Origin of the sequence: Labrenzia sp. PO1 (genome assembly GCF_012273635.1) — a bacterium.
Classification (GTDB): Bacteria; Pseudomonadota; Alphaproteobacteria; order Rhizobiales; family Stappiaceae; genus Roseibium; species Roseibium algicola.
The window spans coordinates 1,097,411-1,111,241 of the sequence record NZ_JAAXCR010000002.1 but is presented as its reverse complement, the minus strand read 5'-3'; the positions used below and the strand labels follow the sequence as shown (position 1 = coordinate 1,111,241).

Below are 13,831 nucleotides of genomic sequence, written 5' to 3'. Positions count from 1 at the left end.
CATGAAACGCAACATCGTTCCGGCCACAATCGCCGCCCTGGCGCTGTCGCTCAGTCCCGCGCTGGCGCAGGAGACCTCTCAACCCCGCGAAGCAGACCCGATGATCCAGGAAACAATGCCCGAGGGCGATGCGCCCGAGATCGCGTTCGAAGGCGTGACCCCGTTCCTTGCCCAACAGGAATCCGGCCATTGGCTTTCCAGCAACCTGATCGGGCAGGAAGTCACCAATCCGGCTGGCGACACGATTGGCGAGGTGGCCGCGCTTGAAATCGATGGCGAAGGCAAGGTCGTTGGTGTCGTGATCGAGGCAGGAGGGTTTCTGGGCCTCGGCACCAAGCTGATCGGCGTTCCCTATGATGCGGTCGAGCACAGCAAGGTGGAGCCGGGTGACCAGACGCTGGTGATCAAGGCCTCTCTGGACGAGGTTGATGCAGCTCCTGCGTTTCTGACGTCACTGCAGATACGCCAGGCGGAAGAAGCTGCAAAGGCACGGCAGGAGGCCGAGCAGCTGAATGCCCCCGCAGTGGGCGAACCTCAGACAGCGCAGTAACCATGGCTGCCTGCGTTCTCATCTGGAACGCGCAAGGACGGATCGGACCGGGTCACGCAATGTGGTCCGGTCTTTTTTGAAAGTGTCGGCTTCCGGCTCCGTCCCTGAAGCGCTACGGCGGATCTAACCCTTGGATTTCGCCCGGCAGCCCCGGCCGGAAGATTGCCCGCCCATGGCTTCGCACGTAGGATGCCGCCATGGGGCGCATTCTGGAAACCGAGCTCTATCCGCCGGTCAAAGCTTTTCTTGTTGAGCAGGGATATGAGGTGAAGGCCGAAGTCGGTTCGGCCGATATCGTCGCGTGCCGCGAGGGTGCGGATCCGGTGATTGTCGAACTCAAGACCGGGTTCACCTTGAGCCTGTTTCATCAGGCGGTCGTGCGCCAGTCGGTGACCGACGCAGTCTATGTCGCGGTCGCCCGGGGCAAGGGCCGGCAGTTTATCCAGTCCCTGAAGAAGAACCTGCAGCTTGCCCGAAGGCTCGGCCTTGGCGTGATCACCGTCAGGCTGCCGGATGGCGTTGTCGAGGTGCACCTGGACCCGGCGCCTTTCACCCCGCGCAAGTCCAAGGCGCGCAAGGATCGGCTCCTGCGGGAGTTTGCCCGCCGGGTCGGTGACCCGAACACCGGCGGTTCGACGCGCACCACGCTCGTGACAGCCTACCGGCAGGATGCGATCCGCTGCGCAGAACATCTTTCCACCAACGGCCCCAGCCGCGGCGCGGATGTCGCCAGGGCAACAGGCGTTGCCACCGCAACCCGCATGATGGCCGACGATCACTACGGCTGGTTCGAGCGGGTGGAAAGAGGCATCTACGCCCTGACGCCCAAGGGGGTAGCGTCTCTGAGCACGCCGGATGAAGCTGCCGGATAGCAGTTCTAAAGCCCGTCGATCGGCATGTTGAGCGCATAATACTCGAGGATGTTGCCATCCGGATCGGTGACCTTGAACAGACTGATCGGTCCTTCGCTGATCAGGCCGGGGGCCTTCAGCGCATCGGGGGCGACTGTCTCGACATGCTGCAGGGCCGCCTGAATGTCGTCGACCTTCAGATAGGGGACTGCGTTGCCGCCAAGCTTGGCGTCCGGCGCGAAGGTCTGTCTTGAAATGACGGCAAACAGCCCACCGGCCACATCAAAACCCATGAAGACATCCGTCTCGATTTTTGGCGCTGTGCCGAAGATGGCTCCATAGAACTCACGTGAACGGCTCAGGTCGCTGGACAGAACATAGACGCCAAGTCTTTGAACGGTTGCTGCTTGTGAATTTGTCATGTCTGTCTCCTGCGCATGAAGCGCGGTTCCGCTGGTCAGAAAAAGGATCGCGAGGATCCACAAAAGGTGTTTTGTCAGGTTTCGGGTCATGGTCTCCGGACGCTTCCAACTCTGGTGTCCGGGTCCTATAAAGGCCCCCTGCTGACACCGTGTTGGCAGCATCGTGCCGGGGAGACGGGCCATGCGGCGCGCGGACAGACTGTTTGAAATCATCCAGATCCTGCGCCGGGTGCGCCAGCCGGTGTCGGCGCAGGCGATCGCGGACGAGCTGGAGGTTTCCAAGCGCTCGGTCTATCGCGACATCGCCACCCTGACGGCGCAGCGCGTGCCGATCCGGGGGGAAGCCGGTGTCGGCTATGTTCTGGAAGAGGGCTTCGACATGCCGCCCCTGATGCTGACGGCCGAGGAAATCGATGCGGCGGTTCTGGGGGCCTTGTGGGTTTCCACCCGCGCCGAGCCGGAACTTGCCAGGGCAGCGGAAAACCTGATCGCCAAGATAGAGGCCATCACGCCCGGGCCCTTGCGCCGCCACATTGCGGCAGCCGCGATGAGCGTGCGGCCCGTCGACCCGGCATCAGAAGACAAGGTCGATGCGGCCATGCTGCGGCGGGCCATTCTGGAAGGCAGGAAGGTGTCGCTGGGCTACCGCGACGGTGATGGCAAGGAGAGTAAGCGCGTGGTCTGGCCCGTGTTGCTGGGCTACCGGGACGAAGGCCGCATCCTTGCGGCCTGGTGCGAGCTGCGCCAGGACTTCCGCTATTTCCGCACCGACCGCATGACCTTTGCCGAGGCGCTGGATCAACGCTATCCGGAAAGTCGCGGCTCTCTAAAGGCTCGCTGGCGGAAGGCCATGGATGCCGAGCGGGAAAGCTATTTCCCGCGCGCCTGATTGCGCCAACTCACCCCTTGCGCCCCAGATAGACCGCCTGGGTCACCTCGCGCCCGTCCTGTAAGGGATTTGCGAACACCACCGGTTCGGCCCAGGCCGCGTCAAACGCCTGGCCAAGCAAGGCCGTGATGGCCTCGTCCGGGGCTTCATCCGACCATAGCCCGACGATCCCACCCGGTTTCACGAAACGCTGGACGGAGCGCAGGCCCTCGGGCGTGTAAAAGCCTTTGGAGCCGCCATGCAGCAGCCGTTCCGGGGTGTGGTCGATATCAATCAGCAGAGCGTCATACTGGCGGCCGGGCTGGTCTCTATCAAAGCCTTCTTCCGAGGCTGCCATGGCGAAGAAATCGCCCTGCACCAGCCGGCAGCGCGGGTTGTCGGCAAGCTCGGTTTTCATCGGCACGAGGCCTTCCTCATGCCAGCGAATGACAGGCTCCAGCAGATCGACCACGGTGAGGTCGGCAACGCTCTCATGGGCCAGGACGGCCTGCGCGGTGTAGCCAAGCCCGAGTCCGCCTACCAGCACGTCCAGCTTGTCACCGTCGAGGGCCGCAAGCCCCTTGTCCGCCAGCGCGATTTCCGACGCGGTAAAAAGGCTCGACATCAGGTGTTCCTCGCCAAGGAGGATTTCGAAGACGTCGGTCTTCAGCGCCAGGATATGCCGGCGGCGCAGGGATATCGCGCCGATCGGTGTCGGCGCGTAGTCCAGTTCTTCAAACAGCCTGCTCATCTCAGCAATAGCGCTCCGGCCCGATGCTTTGCACGTCCGAGTAGCGGTCGCCGTGGGCCCAGCCAACGGGTAGCACGGCCTCGATACGCTCCAGATCCGCTGCCGTCAGGTTCAGGGCCGCACCCGAGATGCATTCCCGCAGGTGCTCCACGGAGCGCGTTCCGGGGATCGGTATCACATGCGGCCCGCGGGTCAGCAGCCAGGCATTCGCCAGCCCCGCCGCCGTCGTCCCCATCTCCGCTGCAAGCTTGCGGAAGCCTTCCATGATGCGCAGGTTCTCCGTCAGGTTCGGCTCCATGAACCGCGGGTTCGTGCTGAGGAACGGTAGCTCGGCGATCCGCTCGCGCGGGATCGGATGGTCCGTCAGCAGCGAGCGGCCGACGGGCGAGAACGCCACCATGGCAACACCAAGCTCGGCGCAGGCCTGCACCAGCCCAAGGTCGGGCGCGCGCGTGGAGAGCGAATATTCCGATTGAACGGCCGCGACAGGAAACACCTTCATGGCACGCCGCAGGGTCGACGGCGCGATTTCCGACAGGCCGATGGCGCGGGTCTTGCCCTTTTCAACCAGCCGGCCGAGATTGGCCGCCGTTTCTTCCGGGGTAAAGCGCGGGTCGCGGCGATGGGCATAGAACAGGTCCACGCACTCCACGCCAAGCCGCTGCAGAGACTTGTCCAGCTCGGCTTCAAGGTGCTCCGCCGAATTGTCGAAGCTGCGGTTGCCGTTCGCATCGGTGGTGATCGTGGCCTTGGTCGCGATCACGAATTCGTCCCGCGCACCCGGATTGGCTTTCAGATAGCTGCCGAGGGCGCTTTCCGATTTGCCCATGCCGTAGACATTGGCCGTATCCAGATGCGTGACACCCAGATCGCGGCAGGCATTCAGAATGGCATGGCTTTCCGCTTCGTTCGTCGGCCCGTACATGTCGGAGAAGGACATCGCCCCATAGCCGATGGCACCCACTTCCGGCCCGTTGGCGCCCAATCTGCGTTGTTCCATGTGTCCCCTCTACGTGCTGGAAAAGCTGAAGAGTTCTTTTCTTAAGCCATTGTCCCGGGCGCTGAAAGGGCGGAAGTGGCAGCTCAGTGGGGATTGAATTCTTGGACAGGTGCGGACAGGACTTCCGAGGCAGGCTCCTGCTTTTGGTTCGGAGCCGATATCCACCTGCCAAAATTATGCTGCGATGCGAACCGCTGAAGCCACCATTCGTTGCATCAGAGAAGACAGCTAGCAACCAGGCGCTGGCGCTGCGGACACAACTGTCTTTGCGGGTTATTTGCCAAAAATGCTGGACAATAAGCTTCGTGTTATCTTCGGGCTCTTCAGAGTGATAATATTAAACACCTCAACATCCTCAGCTTCTAAGTAATTATCATGCCTGAAGCCAATCTCCAATGCAGGCAGGTCAAGCGGGGTTTCAAAGGCATAATCAATGTTTTCCTCTTTATCCACTTGAGCCAGAACGTGACGTTGCTTCAATTCGTTGTAGATTGCTGGAAGTTCTCCGATTTCGGATAGATCGAACCTGTCTTCACCGTTTCCGGCGTGAGTGACTTTCCAAATCTGTCGACCATTCTGCCATAACTCGGAAGAACTCCACATAACCGTTTCGTTAACTTCGCAGATATATGTCCGATGCTTCTGGGACAGTTCGGCAACCTGATCTCGAACGCTTCGTCCAAAGCCTTCATCCTCTGACCATAGGATGGTCCAACCGGTGCTGTTGAGTCTTGCAGTCCACCAATTGCCATCTGGCATCTCTTCGACCGGTTCACCCTTCGTTAAACCCAATTTGTCAATTAGTTCGTCCGGCAAAGCCTCGCTCGCAAGATAACAGATACGAAATCCCATATTAGTTCCTTTTGGTGGATCTCTAGCCATCTAGCGACTTGGTCGCCTGGGTGCAATCTAGGGTTTGGCATCAGGTAGGTTCGGGCTTCAAGCTGCGGTTCATGTCTATTGCATTGAAGGCCTGCATGCAGCTCAATCGCGATATTCATGTTTGGCGCGGCAGAGTCGTGGTAAGGTTTCCACTACAGGTTTTTGCACCGTTCTTTCCGTAGGCAAACGCAGTTGGACAGTGGGTTGTCTAGAGTGATAGAAGCTTCACACATGGCTCTTTTGTCAAACTGCTCGTTTCCAGGCGTCGGTAGGATGTGTTCAATCCGTCGGAAACTGGCGCCAAACTTTAACGCGTAGCGAATATGATAAAGCTAAGACGTATGCGGACAGACACTAGCAAAACCATCTATTGCAAACTACGCTAGTGAAGAAACGGAATCGGGTATCTCCGGTACAAGCTCTATTGAGGTTCAGAATTGTTCGATTGTCCACAAAGTCACTGCGGCCACGATACAGATGCGTTTCTTCGTGGAGGTGGGCAGTACGAGTTGTTGAATGTCGAAACCCCTAACTACGCCCTGAGGTCTGACGACCGAAATCAATTGTTTGATCCGATAGCAAATGAACTTCTATCTACTAGATCAATGCAGCGGTTAGCACATATTGGATTTCTGGGTGCAATAGATCATTTCCGTAGAGGTAATGGAAAAGAGCCTCATCGTCGCAAACACAATAGGCTAGAACATTCTGTAGGTGTAGCGCTACTTGCTCAGAGGTTTGCACTGAGTGCCGAAATTTCTCAAATGGACCGATTGAAGCTTCTCGCTGCCAGCCTGTTGCATGATATCGGCCATGGGCCACTTTCGCATACGCTTGAGCCAGTATTCGAAGAGGCACTTGGTATTGATCATCATCGGGCAACAAGAAGTATTGTTTTAGGCAATAGTATTCTTGGGACGGAGATTCTGGATATTCTAAAACGCCATCAGCTCGATCCTGAAGAAATTATGGACTTGATCGATAGCAGGTACGACGGGTCTTTTGGCTACCTTTTTTCTGGAAAAATAAACTTAGATACGCTTGAGGGGATTACGCGCTGTCGCGCTATTGTTGGTCGCCGACCTGCATTTGGAACAGCTTTATCCGTCGTTGAAAGGTGGGCTCAATCCGGGCAATCCAAGTTGCCAAAAGCTGACTTCGATGAGTTCTGGAAGCTTAAACATAACGTTTATGCCTTGCTTATCAATTCGCCGACAGGATTGGTGATGGACACTGTTGCTCAAGCTTGGGCGCGAACAAATCTTGCCCAGTTGGATACCTTAGACTTTTTTATGGATGAGCGACAGCTTAGGAAGAAGTATCCCGAGCTTTTTCTTCTAATTAACTTAGCTGCTAGTGACCGTGGAAGCCTGATAACGCGACTGCCAGCGAAGTGGCTCAATGCTGAAGTTCAAGCACGAAGACGCCGTTACTATGTCGATGAATCTGTGGATCTGATCTCATTGACTGATATGACACTACGCTACAAACACAAAAAGAATAGTTGGACAGTTTCTCTTGGTGAGCTTCTGGGAGGAGTATAATTGGGGAATTTTACGACGTTATGACTCAAACTATTTTTGAGAAATGTGCAGCAGCCGCGGAGACTCAACTTAAAGTGATGCGCAATGTTGCGGCCGAACTATTCGGGGATCGGCAGGACCTTATCATCGGTGTAAATGGAAGCGTCGCTCGTCGCGAATACACTAGTGGATCAGATATCGACCATTTTTTTTTATATGTAAATGACGTAAGTTCACAGGACGTCGATTTATCTGGTGAGGAATATGAGTTTCGTAAAGCGTTAGAGTTCAAGGGTTTAAAGATGCCAGCAAGTGGTGGCGTTTTTGAGGGAGCTCTAAATGCTGATAAGCTACTCACTCCTATCGGAGGGGACGACGACACGAACAAAACGCTGACGAGGCGTATGCTGTTTCTCCTTGAGGGTGAATGGATATTCAATCAAGGCGTTTTTGAAGATCTGCGTGTTAAGCTGATTTCTCAATATGTTGCGGACAGCTTAGAGCACGATAAATTGGCGCTGTACTTACTCAATGATATTATTCGGTACTGGCGAACAATTTGCATAGACTTTGAGCACAAAACGTCTGGAGGAAAAAAACCACGCGCGCTTCGGTTGGCGAAGTTGCGAATGTCAAGAATGCTTCTTTGCTTTGCTGGTATGGTTGCTATCGCCGAAGCTTCCGATTTGCCGCCGAATGAAAAAAGAGATCGACTTGTTGAGCTTTTCTCTCAGCAAGGTATTACCCGCCTCGAAGGCATTCTGTCCGAGGAATTCTCCCCCGCAAAACAGTTGTATGGTCAGTTCTTAAGTAGCCTTGATGACGAGACCGTTAGGTCCAAACTGAATCTTGATGGCGACGAGGGAATGCAAACCCCTGAGTTTGAAGAGATGACGGAATTGGCGAGAAAATTTAAGAACGAATTGGTGAAAATTATGCTCAGCCATTACGGGCCAGAAACTAGAATAGTTCACGCGATTCTCCTTTAGCGCCCATAATTTTCCAGAAATCCACAACCCATTGTATAGAGAGGACGCCAAACCTTCATCTTGGTGGCAGACTGTCTGGTCCCAACTTGCTGCCAGACTGAAACGGACATTTGTCAAAGCGGCGCTTCGGGTTGTAACTGACCCCATTTCGGTCATTCGCTCCGACAGCAGCAAAATTCCACTCCCCACCCATCTCACGCGCCGCCCCTCAATGAAAATCCCGGCTCGGGAACAGCCGTTTGGCCTGTTCGCGCGGGTGCATAGCGCGGGTGCGTTGTGCGTCGGATTTCAGATGCACCGGCACGTCGTCGGTCTTGGTGGTCGTCTGGCCCAGAACGTCGTCGTTGGGGTGGCCGAGAAGCGACAGGTCGCGGGAGCGGTCCTCGATGTGGTCGGCGATCAGGTGAACGACCATGCCTTCGCGTTCCAGCCGCCCGGTGACCTTGAGGAGCCGTCCGCCGAGAACGGCGGGCCGGAATTTTTCGTACATCTTCGGCCAGACGACCACGTTGGAAACGCCGGTCTCGTCCTCCAGCGTCAGGAAGATCACGCCCGAGGCCGTGCCCGGGCGCTGGCGGGTGATCACCAGCCCGCAGACGGAAACGCGGCGCGCCTCGCGCGGGCTCAGCGCCGCCAGCCGGTCATGCGGGGTCAGATGCGCGATATGCGGGCGCAGCAGTTCCATCGGGTGGGCGCGCAAGGTCAGCCGGGTGGACAGGTAATCCTCCACCACTTCCTGCCCCAGATGCATGGTGGGCAGGAGGACATCCGGCTCGAAGATCGCCTCGCCGTCGATGGGGTCGTTGAAGAGCGGCAGCGGTTTGGGGCTGCGGATGGTCTTCACCTGCCAGAGCGCGGCCCGGCGGCTGAGCCCCATGCCGGCAAAGGCATCGGCTTCGGCCAGCCGCTCCAGCGTGGCCGGCATGACGCCGGTGCGCAGCCACAGGGTTTCCGTGTCCGGATAGCCGTTGCCGCGGGCCGCGACGATCCAGGCCGCGTCCTCCTCGCGCAGGCCCTTGATCTGGCGAAACCCCAGGCGCAGCGCCAGCGCGCCGTCGCTGCGCCGTTCCAGGGTGTTGTCCCACAGGCTGGTGTTGACGCACACCGGGCGCACCTCCACCTGGTGCTCGCGGGCATCGCGCACGATCTGCGCCGGGGCATAAAAGCCCATCGGCTGGGCATTCAGCAGCGCGCAGGCGAACTCGGCCGGGAAGTGGCATTTCAGATAGGCCGAGACATAGGCCAGCATGGCAAAGGCGGCGGCATGGCTTTCCGGAAAGCCGTATTCGCCGAACCCCTCGATCTGGCCGAAGCAGTTCTGCGCGAATTCCAGCTCGTAGCCGCGCTCCAGCATGCCGGAGATGAACTTGTCCTTCAGCTGCCCGATGGTGCCCATGCGCCGGAAGGTGGCCATGGAGCGGCGCAGCTTGTCGGCTTCCGACGGTGTGAACCCGGCGGCAACCACGGCGATCTGCATCGCCTGTTCCTGGAACAGCGGCACGCCAAGCGTCTTGCCCAGCACCTCCTCCAGCGCCTTTGAGGGGAAGGTGACCTTCTCCCGGCCCTGGCGGCGGTTGATGTAAGGGTGCACCATGCCGCCCTGGATCGGGCCGGGGCGCACGATCGCCACTTCGATGACAAGGTCGTAGAACTGGCGCGGGCGCATGCGCGGCAGGAAGTTCATCTGCGCCCGGCTTTCCACCTGAAAGACGCCGATGGCATCGGCCACGCACAGCATGTCATAGGTCTTCCTGTCGGCCTGGGGCACGGTGCCGAGGGTCAGTTCCTGGCCATGGTGGGTGTCGATCAGCTCGAAGCACTTGCGGATGCAGGTCAGCATGCCGAGGCTCAGCAGATCCACCTTCAGGATGCCGAGCGCGTCGATATCGTCCTTGTCCCATTCGATCACCGTGCGGTTTTCCATGGCCGCGTTCTCGATCGGGCAGAGCGCGTCGAGCCGCCCCTGCGTGATCACGAAACCGCCGACATGCTGGCTGAGATGGCGCGGAAAGCCGATGATTTCGCGGATCAGCTCAATGGTCTGGCGGACGCGCGGATTGTCGAGATCGAGCCCGATCTCCCGCATCCGCGTTTCTTCCGGCCCCTTGCTGGAACTGCCCCAGATCTGCCCGGCCAGTGCGGCGGTGACATCCGCATTCAACCCCATCACCTTGCCGACCTCGCGGATCGCCGCGCGGGTGCGGAAGTGGATCACCGTGGCGCAGAGCCCGGCGCGGTGGCGGCCGTATTTTTCATAGACATACTGGATCACCTCCTCGCGGCGCTCATGCTCGAAATCGACATCGATGTCCGGCGGCTCGCCCCGGTGCTCGGAGATGAAGCGCTCCGACACCATGGTGATGGTTTCCGGCCCCACATCGGTGATGCCGAGCGCATAGCAGATGATGGAATTGGCCGCCGAGCCGCGCCCCTGGCACAGGATGTTCTTGCTGCGGGCAAAGCGGATGATGTCATGCACGGTCAGGAAATAGGCGGCAAAGGCAAGTTTGCGGATCAGCTTCAGTTCCTTTTCCGCCAGCGCCAGCGCATGGTCCGGCACGCCTGCGGGATACCGCCTCTCCAGCCCCTCGTAGGTCAGCCGTTCCAGCCGCTCCTGGGGCGGTTCGTTGCCCGTGATCTCGTCCGGATATTGGTAGGAGAGTTCGGACAGATCGAAGCTGCAGCGGGTGGCGATCTCAAGGGTCCGGCGAAGGGCCGCCGGATGGTGGCGGAACAGCCTTGCCATATCCTCCGGCGCCTTCAGCCGGCGTTCGCCATTGGGCAGGGCCCGTGTGCCGATATCGTCGATGGTGCAGCCTTCGCGCAGGCACGTCAGCACGTCGGCCAGCCGGCGCCGGCCGGCATGGTGCATCATCACGTCGCCGACGGCGACCATCGGCGCGGCAAGCGAATGCGCCGCGCGGGCGCAGGTGCGGAACCAGGCCTGGTCGGTGCCGTCATAGCGGGGTGCCGCGCCCAGAAACACATGTCCCGGCGCTTCCTGGCGCAGGCGGCGAATGTGATCCTTAGCCGTCTCACAAATTGTCTCGCGCGCCATCTCCGGCTGCGGCAGGGCAATCAGGATCATGCCCTTGCAGGCGTTCATCAGGTCGGAGAAATTCAGGTGACACTCGCCCTTTTCCGCACGCCGCTTGCCGAGGGTAAGCAACTGGCTCAGCCGCTCATAGGCGGCGCGGTCGGTCGGCAGCGCCACCCAGTGCAGCGGGCTGTCCTGCAGGCAAAGCCGCGCGCCGACGATCAGCCGCGGCAGCTTCAGCGTCTGCGGGGCAGGCAGGGGCGGGCTCGTGTTCGTCTCCTTGCGGGAGGAGGTGTCGATCTGCGAATGCGAGCGGATCTGAACGCCTTCCTCGGCCGCCGCCCGCTTGATCTCCTTCAGCGCCGAATAGGCCCGGACAACCCCGGCCAGCGAATTGCGGTCGGTAATGGCAACCGCATCGAGATTGAGCATCGCGGCACGGGTCACCAGCTCCTCCGGATGGGAGGCCCCCCGCAGGAACGAAAAATTCGACGTCACGGCCAGCTCCGCATAGCGGACCGGCTCTGGCCGGAAATCGTCAGGCGACGGAAGCATGCTCATCGGCAAGCCTCCCTGTTCTTTCCAAAGCTGTCCTTGCAGGACAGATGCGCGAGATCCCCGTGTCCCCGCGTGCCGTCCTGGCAAAGCAAAAGCGCAAAGCCCGGTCGCAACCGCCGGTCCGCTTGCCCTTCAGGCACCGGAAGCCCCTGCCGGCACCGCTCTGCAAACGAGTAGGCCCCGGATCTCGCGATGCTCGTCCGGAGTGACACCGGGCAAGGGGCGGGGAGAGCCGGAACAACAACCTTCTTCTCCGCCGTCATCCCGGACGCAACGCAGCGGAGATCCGGGACCGGGGAGCCCAGGATCTGCGAGCCCAGGATCGGGGAGCCCAGGACCGGGAAGGCGATAGAGGCAAGGCGCAAACTGCGGAAGCCCATCAGCCGAACTCCCCTTGCACGAACCAGGCCGGGTGCTGGGGCGTGTGGAACAGCCACAGGCGCTGGCCCTGATGGGTGGCGATGCGCCAGTAGTCGCGCAGGCCCTTGGCCCAGCTGTCGTCCAGGTCCCACCAGGCAGGGGTGATCCGTTCCGGCCCTTCGGCCTCGAACACGGTCAGGGCCCGGCCGCGCCAGCGGAAGCGCCGGGGCGGTTCGAAGCCGGTGCCGGAAATCGGCTCGGGCGCGAACAGGCGGATCGGCCGCGGCCGGTTGGCGGGCCAGGCTTGCGCCGGGCGGCTGTAGGCGGCCGGCACCAGCTTGAAGCTGCGCTCGGGAATGTGGCTGTCGACCGGCTGGAACCGCAGGATGTTGTCGAGGCCCACCCGGTTGCCGAGCTGGGTGATGAGATCATCTAACCCGTCCTTCTCCAGGCCCTCGGTGCGGTCCAGCTGGCGCATGCCGAGCGGTTCCACCTCGGTTGCCTCCAGGCGGATCATGTCGATGCCATAGCCCGCATCGACCGCGCTGACCCCGCGCTCGAAAAGGGCCAGGATCCGTTCCGGGTCGCGCATCGGCCGGGCGAGTTTCAGTTCCACCGCCTGGTTTTCCTGATCGACCCGGCGAAAGGTCAGCTTCAGGCTGCGGGCGCCCTTCTGCGCGGTGTCGAGCCGTTGGCACAGATGCGCGGTCAGCCGGCGTGCGGCGGCCATGACATCGTCCAGAAGGCCGATCGGGTCGGGCAGGGTCATGCGCACGGCAAAGCCCGGCTCCTCGCCAAGGGGAGAAATCTGTTCGGGCAGCGCCCCCAGCGCCTGGTCGAGGCGGCGCAGGACATCGGGCTCGTACCGCCGGGCAACCGTGGCGCGCGGCAGATTGTAGAGCTGCGAGACCGTGGCAATGCCGAGCCGTTCCAGACTGGTGCAGGTCTGGTCGGACAGCCGCAGGGCCGACAAGGGCAGCGGGCCGATGCGGGCAAGGGTTTCGCCGGTCCCGGCAATGCCTTCGGCAAACCGGGACAGCGCCCAGGCCGTTCCCGGGGTATCGGCAAGGCCGAGCCGGGCGGTCAGCCCCGCCCGGGCGAGCCGGGCACGGATATCGTCCAGCAGCGGCTCCTCGCCGCCAAGCAGGTGAGCCGAGCCGGTGATGTCGAGAAAGAGGCCGTTGCGCCCGTCAAGGCCCACCCATGGGCAGTAACGGGTTGCCCACCGGGCCAGGAGCCTCAGGAAACGCTGGTCGGCGGCCGGGTCCGCCGGGCGGGTCAGCAGACCGGGGCAGAAGCTGCGCGCGTGAACCAGCGTCATGCCGCGGTTGAGGCCGAAGCTTTCAGCACGCGGGCACAGGTCGTAAAGGCGTTCGGAATTGCGGTCGAAGAGGCTCAGCGCAAAGGGTGCGTCGACGGGCCGGGCACGCAGGGAGCGCTCAGCCGCCAGCCTCGGAAACCACAATGACACGATGCGCCGCTGCATCCCAACGTACTACCCATTCCGACAATGTTCCTATTTTGTTCTTTATAAGCGACCAGCGCCAATGAGTCGAGTCGTGACCATTTTGACGAGGCTCCGGTGCAAGACCGGAAGAGGGGGCGGATTGGGCCGGAAGACAGGTGCTGCGCCAGCGGGTTTCGGCGGCATTGCTGCCCGCGCCTTCCGGGATCAGCAGGATGGCCGTGGTGCGTCCGGCCTCGGCCGCCAGCTGCAGCCGGCGGCCCTCCGTCAGTCCGACGGTGCCGGAAAGTTCAGCCACCACCAGCCCGGCGGCGCCGGACCTGAGCGCGGTTTCCGCACTTGCCAGAGCAGTCAGCTGGTTGCCGGCGCGGGTCAGAAGCAGCCGGCCCGGATCGCAGTAGGCCGCAAGGCCTTCCGGGTTCACCGTCGGGCGCCAGTCTTCCGAAATCCACACGACGGCCCCCTTGGCCATTCCGGCGGCGATCGCGGCAAAGCTCAACACGCTGTCACCGCACACTTCGTGCGCGCGGGCGTGTTTCAACGGAAAGACGGAGGAGAATTTCAAGGACATGCAA

12 protein-coding genes are annotated in these 13,831 nt (G+C 60.7%); 5 read left to right on the top strand and 7 right to left on the bottom strand.

The genetic code is table 11. The features are described 5' to 3' along the window. Nucleotide 1: 1 nt before the first annotated feature. Both HCG46_RS13010 and HCG46_RS13005 read left to right on the top strand, forming a co-directional pair. Nucleotides 2-550 carry a PRC-barrel domain-containing protein gene (locus HCG46_RS13010; protein ID WP_062490698.1) on the top strand — a complete coding sequence of 183 codons (549 nt, stop codon included), beginning with the start codon at nt 2-4 and terminating at the stop codon, nt 548-550. A gap of 197 nt (nt 551-747) precedes the next feature. Then, nucleotides 748-1,422, top strand: coding sequence for a DUF2161 family putative PD-(D/E)XK-type phosphodiesterase (locus HCG46_RS13005; RefSeq protein WP_205838483.1), 675 nt, complete (start codon nt 748-750; stop codon nt 1,420-1,422). 5 nt (nt 1,423-1,427) lie between these two features. Here the strand turns inward: HCG46_RS13005 and HCG46_RS13000 are convergent, their stop codons facing one another. Further along, a complete protein-coding gene (locus HCG46_RS13000; RefSeq protein ID WP_168686465.1) occupies nt 1,428-1,823 on the bottom strand; it encodes a VOC family protein in 396 nt (131 codons plus the stop codon). A gap of 181 nt (nt 1,824-2,004) precedes the next feature. On the opposite strand from HCG46_RS13000, the gene HCG46_RS12995 reads away from it, so the two are divergent. Further along, nucleotides 2,005-2,712 (top strand): YafY family protein, encoded by a 708-nt coding sequence (locus tag HCG46_RS12995; protein WP_168686464.1) that lies wholly within the window; start codon nt 2,005-2,007, stop codon nt 2,710-2,712. 10 nt (nt 2,713-2,722) lie between these two features. Here HCG46_RS12995 and HCG46_RS12990 read toward each other — a convergent pair whose 3' ends face one another. The 3 genes from HCG46_RS12990 to HCG46_RS12980 all read right to left on the bottom strand — a co-directional run bounded on the left by HCG46_RS12990 (nt 2,723) and on the right by HCG46_RS12980 (nt 5,294). Continuing rightward, nucleotides 2,723-3,442 carry a spermidine synthase gene (locus HCG46_RS12990; protein WP_168686463.1) on the bottom strand — a complete coding sequence of 240 codons (720 nt, stop codon included), beginning with the start codon at nt 3,440-3,442 and terminating at the stop codon, nt 2,723-2,725. Nucleotide 3,443: 1 nt separating this feature from the next. Then, complete coding sequence (locus tag HCG46_RS12985) at nt 3,444-4,442, bottom strand: aldo/keto reductase (RefSeq protein ID WP_168686462.1); 999 nt, start codon at nt 4,440-4,442, stop codon at nt 3,444-3,446. 273 nt (nt 4,443-4,715) lie between these two features. Beyond that, nucleotides 4,716-5,294: a hypothetical protein gene (locus HCG46_RS12980; protein ID WP_139314286.1), complete on the bottom strand. Its 579-nt coding sequence runs from the start codon at nt 5,292-5,294 to the stop codon at nt 4,716-4,718. A gap of 542 nt (nt 5,295-5,836) precedes the next feature. Between HCG46_RS12980 and HCG46_RS12975 the strand changes: the two genes are divergently transcribed. Both HCG46_RS12975 and HCG46_RS12970 read left to right on the top strand, forming a co-directional pair. Continuing rightward, complete coding sequence (locus HCG46_RS12975; RefSeq protein WP_189640267.1) at nt 5,837-6,868, top strand: HD domain-containing protein; 1,032 nt, start codon at nt 5,837-5,839, stop codon at nt 6,866-6,868. 20 nt (nt 6,869-6,888) lie between these two features. Further along, the gene (locus HCG46_RS12970) at nt 6,889-7,836 is read left to right on the top strand and encodes a hypothetical protein (RefSeq protein ID WP_075284378.1); all 948 of its coding nucleotides are present in this window, start codon (nt 6,889-6,891) and stop codon (nt 7,834-7,836) included. Between the two features lie 208 nt (nt 7,837-8,044). Here HCG46_RS12970 and HCG46_RS12965 read toward each other — a convergent pair whose 3' ends face one another. The 3 genes from HCG46_RS12965 to HCG46_RS12955 form a co-directional block, all read right to left on the bottom strand. Then, nucleotides 8,045-11,434, bottom strand: coding sequence for an error-prone DNA polymerase (locus HCG46_RS12965; RefSeq protein ID WP_168686461.1), 3,390 nt, complete (start codon nt 11,432-11,434; stop codon nt 8,045-8,047). 376 nt (nt 11,435-11,810) lie between these two features. Then, nucleotides 11,811-13,277, bottom strand: coding sequence for a DNA polymerase Y family protein (locus HCG46_RS12960; RefSeq protein WP_022999625.1), 1,467 nt, complete (start codon nt 13,275-13,277; stop codon nt 11,811-11,813). Further along, a complete protein-coding gene (locus HCG46_RS12955) occupies nt 13,231-13,827 on the bottom strand; it encodes a hypothetical protein (protein WP_168686460.1) in 597 nt (198 codons plus the stop codon). Before HCG46_RS12955 ends, HCG46_RS12960 begins: the two co-directional genes overlap by 47 nt. Nucleotides 13,828-13,831: the final 4 nt, after the last annotated feature.

Excerpts from the sequence above, each read along its gene's own strand:
- HCG46_RS12990 (WP_168686463.1), bottom strand. The coding sequence starts at position 3,442 with ATGAGCAGGCTGTTTGAAGAACTGGACTACGCGCCGACACCGATCGGC.
- HCG46_RS13000 (WP_168686465.1), bottom strand. The coding sequence starts at position 1,823 with ATGACAAATTCACAAGCAGCAACCGTTCAAAGACTTGGCGTCTATGTT.
- HCG46_RS12980 (WP_139314286.1), bottom strand. The coding sequence starts at position 5,294 with ATGGGATTTCGTATCTGTTATCTTGCGAGCGAGGCTTTGCCGGACGAA.
- HCG46_RS12995 (WP_168686464.1), top strand. The coding sequence starts at position 2,005 with ATGCGGCGCGCGGACAGACTGTTTGAAATCATCCAGATCCTGCGCCGG.
- HCG46_RS13005 (WP_205838483.1), top strand. The coding sequence starts at position 748 with ATGGGGCGCATTCTGGAAACCGAGCTCTATCCGCCGGTCAAAGCTTTT.
- HCG46_RS12970 (WP_075284378.1), top strand. The coding sequence starts at position 6,889 with ATGACTCAAACTATTTTTGAGAAATGTGCAGCAGCCGCGGAGACTCAA.
- HCG46_RS12960 (WP_022999625.1), bottom strand. The coding sequence starts at position 13,277 with ATGCAGCGGCGCATCGTGTCATTGTGGTTTCCGAGGCTGGCGGCTGAG.
- HCG46_RS12985 (WP_168686462.1), bottom strand. The coding sequence starts at position 4,442 with ATGGAACAACGCAGATTGGGCGCCAACGGGCCGGAAGTGGGTGCCATC.
- HCG46_RS12965 (WP_168686461.1), bottom strand. The coding sequence starts at position 11,434 with ATGAGCATGCTTCCGTCGCCTGACGATTTCCGGCCAGAGCCGGTCCGC.
- HCG46_RS13010 (WP_062490698.1), top strand. The coding sequence starts at position 2 with ATGAAACGCAACATCGTTCCGGCCACAATCGCCGCCCTGGCGCTGTCG.
- HCG46_RS12955 (WP_168686460.1), bottom strand. The coding sequence starts at position 13,827 with ATGTCCTTGAAATTCTCCTCCGTCTTTCCGTTGAAACACGCCCGCGCG.